The sequence below is a fragment of the Flavobacterium algoris genome (assembly GCF_048158525.1).
GTDB lineage: Bacteria > Bacteroidota > Bacteroidia > Flavobacteriales > Flavobacteriaceae > Flavobacterium > Flavobacterium algoris.
In genome coordinates, this window is record NZ_JBLNKT010000056.1 from 1 (window position 1) to 4,250 (window position 4,250).

Below are 4,250 nucleotides of genomic sequence, written 5' to 3' on the forward strand. Positions count from 1 at the left end.
GGTTACCGAAGCTACGTGACAATTATCCGCAGTTACTGGCGTTCCAAGAACCACATTGGTGGAAGTACACGCCACATTGGTTGTCCCTGTTGTTGCAGTTGGTGCAGTGATTGTTGGAACCTTTGTATCTTTTACTGTTACTGTAAAAGTACAGCTTACAATACCACATGAATTTGTTGCAGTTGCAGTTACTGTTGTTCTTCCTTTAGCAAATGCTGTTCCTGAAGCAGGAGAATAGGTTATGATTGGTGTTGGTGTACCTGTTGCTGTAGCTGCATTCAATCCTGTAAAATTCACAACTGCACTACAAAATCCGGGGTCAGTGTTAACAATAATATTTGCCGGACAGGTTATTATTGGTGGCTGATTCACTGTTATCGCTACACTTCCACTTGCAGATGCGCTGCAATCAGGTGCATCGCCATATTTTACACTTACCAGATTATATGTTGTTGTTGAGGAAAGAGCTGCAGTAGTTAAAATAAAGTTTCCTCCATTGTTAAGAGTCGCCGTGAGATCTCCACCTCCATTAATATTATAAGTTGCTATTCCGTTATTAGGACCAGTAAATTTTATTGAAGAAGTAGAGCCTGAACAAATAGGATTAGTTCCATTAATTGCAATTGTTGCAGTTGGTGTGGAACGAACCGTTAAGGTACCTGTCGTTGTTATTATACCACAACCTCCTGTTAAGGTTACTGTGTAACTGTTATTTCCTGATGCTGTAGGTGTGCCACTTATCGTTACCACATTGGCAGACCAGTTGCCTGATACACCTGCAGGTAATCCACTGAAGGTTGCTCCAGTTGCTCCTGTCGTATTATAAGTGATGTTTGTTATGGCTGTATTGACACAAGGTGTCTGGGAATTAGTACTTGCTGCTGACGAAAGACTTATCGTGTTGTTCGACCTTACGTTTATTGTACCTGTCTCTGTTATTGTGCCACAACCTCCTGTTAAACTTACTGTGTAACTGTTATTTCCTGATGCTGTTGGTGTGCCACTTATCGTTACCACATTGGCAGACCAGTTGCCTGATACACCTGCAGGTAATCCACTAAAAGTTGCTCCGGTAGCTCCTGTCGTATTATAAGTGATGTTTGTTATGGCTGTATTGATACAAGGTGTCTGGGTATTAGTACCTGCTGCTGACGAAAGACTTATCGTGTTGTTCGACCTTACGTTTATTGTACCTGTCGCTGTTATTGTGCCACAACCTCCTGTTAAGGTTACTGTATAACTGTTATTTCCTGATGCTGTTGGTGTGCCACTTATCGTTACCACATTGGCAGACCAGTTGCCTGATACACCTGCAGGTAATCCACTGAAGGTTGCTCCGGTTGCTCCTGTCGTATTATAAGTGATGTTTGTTATGGTTGTATTGATACAAGGTGTCTGGGTATTAGTACCTGCTGTAGACGAAAGACTTATCGTGTTGTTCGCCGATACGTTTATTGTACCTGTCGCTGTTATTGTGCCACAACCTCCTGTTAAGGTTACTGTATAACTGTTATTTCCTGATGCTGTTGGTGTGCCACTTATCGTTACCACATTGGCAGACCAGTTGCCTGATACGCCTGCAGGTAATCCACTGAAGGTTGCTCCGGTAGCTCCTGTCGTATTATAAGTGATGTTTGTTATGGCTGTATTGATACAAGGTGTCTGGGTATTAGTACCTGATGCTGACGAAAGACTTATCGTGTTGTTCGCCGATACGTTTATTGTACCTGTCGCTGTTATTGTGCCACAACCTCCTGTTAAGGTTACTGTATAACTGCTATTTCCTGATGCTGTTGGTATGCCACTTATCGTTACCACATTGGCAGACCAGTTGCCTGATACACCTGCAGGTAATCCATTGAAGGTTGCTCCGGTAGCTCCTGTCGTATTATAAGTGATGTTTGTTATGGCTGTATTGATACAAGGTGTCTGGGCATTAGTACCTGCTGCTGACGAAAGACTTATCGTGTTGTTCGACCTTACGTTTATTGTGCCTGTCCCTGTTATTGTGCCACAACCTCCTGTTAAGGTTACTGTGTAACTGTTATTTCCTGATGCTGTTGGTGTGCCACTTATCGTTACCACATTGGCAGACCAGTTGCCTAATACACCTGCAGGTAATCCACTGAAGGTTGCTCCAGTTGCTCCTGTTGTATTATAAGTGATGTTTGTTATGGCTGTATTGATACAAGGTGTCTGGGTATTAGTACCTGCTGTAGACGAAAGACTTATCGTGTTGTTCGCCGATACGTTTATTGTACCTGTCGCTGTTATTGTGCCACAACCTCCTGTTAAGGTTACTGTGTAACTGTTATTTCCTGATGCTGTTGGTGTGCCGCTTATCGTTACCACATTGGCAGACCAGTTCCCTGATACCCCTGTAGGTAATCCACTAAAGGTTGCTCCGGTGGCTCCTGTTGTATTATAAGTGATGTTTGTTATGGCTGTATTGATACAAGGTGTCTGGGTATTAGTACCTGCTGTAGACGAAAGACTTATCGTGTTGTTTGCCGATACGTTTATTGTACCTGTCGCTGTTATTGTGCCACAACCTCCCGTTAAGGTTACTGTATAACTGTTATTTCCTGATGCTGTTGGTGTGCCACTTATCGTTACCACATTGGCAGACCAGTTCCCTGATACGCCTGCAGGTAATCCACTGAAGGTTGCTCCGGTAGCTCCTGTTGTATTATAAGTGATGTTTGTTATGGCTGTATTGATACAAGGTATCTGGGCATTAGTACCTGCTGCTGACGAAAGACTTATTGTATTCGCCGATACGTTTATTGTACCTGTCGTTGTTATTGCGCCACAACCTCCCGTTAAGGTTACTGTATAAATGTTATTTCCTGATGCTGTTGGTGTGCCACTTATCGTTACCACATTGGCAGACCAGTTGCCTGATACGCCGGCAGGTAATCCACTGAAAGTTGCTCCGGTAGCTCCAGTCGTATTATAAGTGATGTTTGTTATGGCTGTATTGATACAAGGTGTCTGGGCATTAGTACCTACCGCTGACGTAAGACTTACCGAATTGTTGGCATTTACTGTTACCAGTTGTGTTCCACTTGTTGTAATACTACCTGCCAGAGCACAATTAGCACCCGCAGACCAGGAAACAATAACATAATAATATAATGTTCCAGCTACAGTCGTAGGTGGAGAATAAGTTGAAGAGGTTGTTGATGCAGTTACGCCACTACTTGCTTGAACTGGGGTTCCACCAGAAGTTAAATTTGAAGCATTTTTATACCATGTTATTGTGATGGGAATATTTGTATTACTACCATTTAAAGTGCCATTACATAGTGTAGTAGTCCAGCTTACGTTAAGATTTGATGCAGTAGCATTCAGACAATATATTGAACCTCCTGAAAAGGTACCGAATGAAGATGGATATGTGTCAGTTCTAAGCGCATCCGTAAACACTACATCCGCGTGCAAACCACTCGTTATCCCATCCGCAGTGGCTCTTAAGGTAGAGCCTACGCAATCATCTTCACAAACATGCCATGTCGTTACAAAATTACCATCGGCATCAGCAGTCACTTCCCAAGGTTGATGATCTAAGCCTCCATCTGAAGTACCATCATAATGAAGTACAATTACAGTAACTTGTTCTCCTGGTTGAAAACCACTCCCTGTAAAGGTAGCAGTAGTTCCCGGTGCATAATCGGGTTGGTCTGAAGTTAGTATCTGCCCAAAAGCTCCACTAGCAAAAAACATATTTGCAATAAAAAGAACAATAGTTAAAAATGCTGATTTACGTAGAAATGTTTTCATATTTATTGATTTAAAATAATAAAATAACGAATACTATATGCCTAACTATAAAATGCAAAATCAATAGAATGGGGTTTCTATTTTTTTAATTTATTTTAGCTGAACTCTTTTTATAATAAATATTATTTAACAGAAAATATTTATATAATCAACTAAAATTCATCAACTTAAATACTAATTTATATAATTAAGAAGACATTAATCTTATTTTTAATACATTTTCGATTAAAGGAATAAAAAAAACTACTAACTACACATTTTACTTATTTAGATGAAATAAAAGAGGCTAATCAAAAAATAAATTCACTTTAATTACTTCCTTTAATTTAAATTGATCAAAATTTCATACCATAAAAAAAGAGGCTGTCCGAAAAGTAATTTTCGGGCAGTTTTTTTTGTTTATTACTTTGATTCTTCGTATTTTTAAGTACCAAAATCAGCGATTATGCAGCCAGTTTTTAAACCTC

1 protein-coding gene is annotated in these 4,250 nt (G+C 40.3%); it reads right to left on the reverse strand.

Annotated elements, in window-relative coordinates; all coding sequences use genetic code 11:
- A partial coding sequence (locus tag ACM55I_RS16230) for a beta strand repeat-containing protein (protein ID WP_416847884.1) occupies positions 1 to 3,783 on the reverse strand: 3,783 nt, incomplete at its 3' end.
- Positions 3,784 to 4,250: the final 467 nt, after the last annotated feature.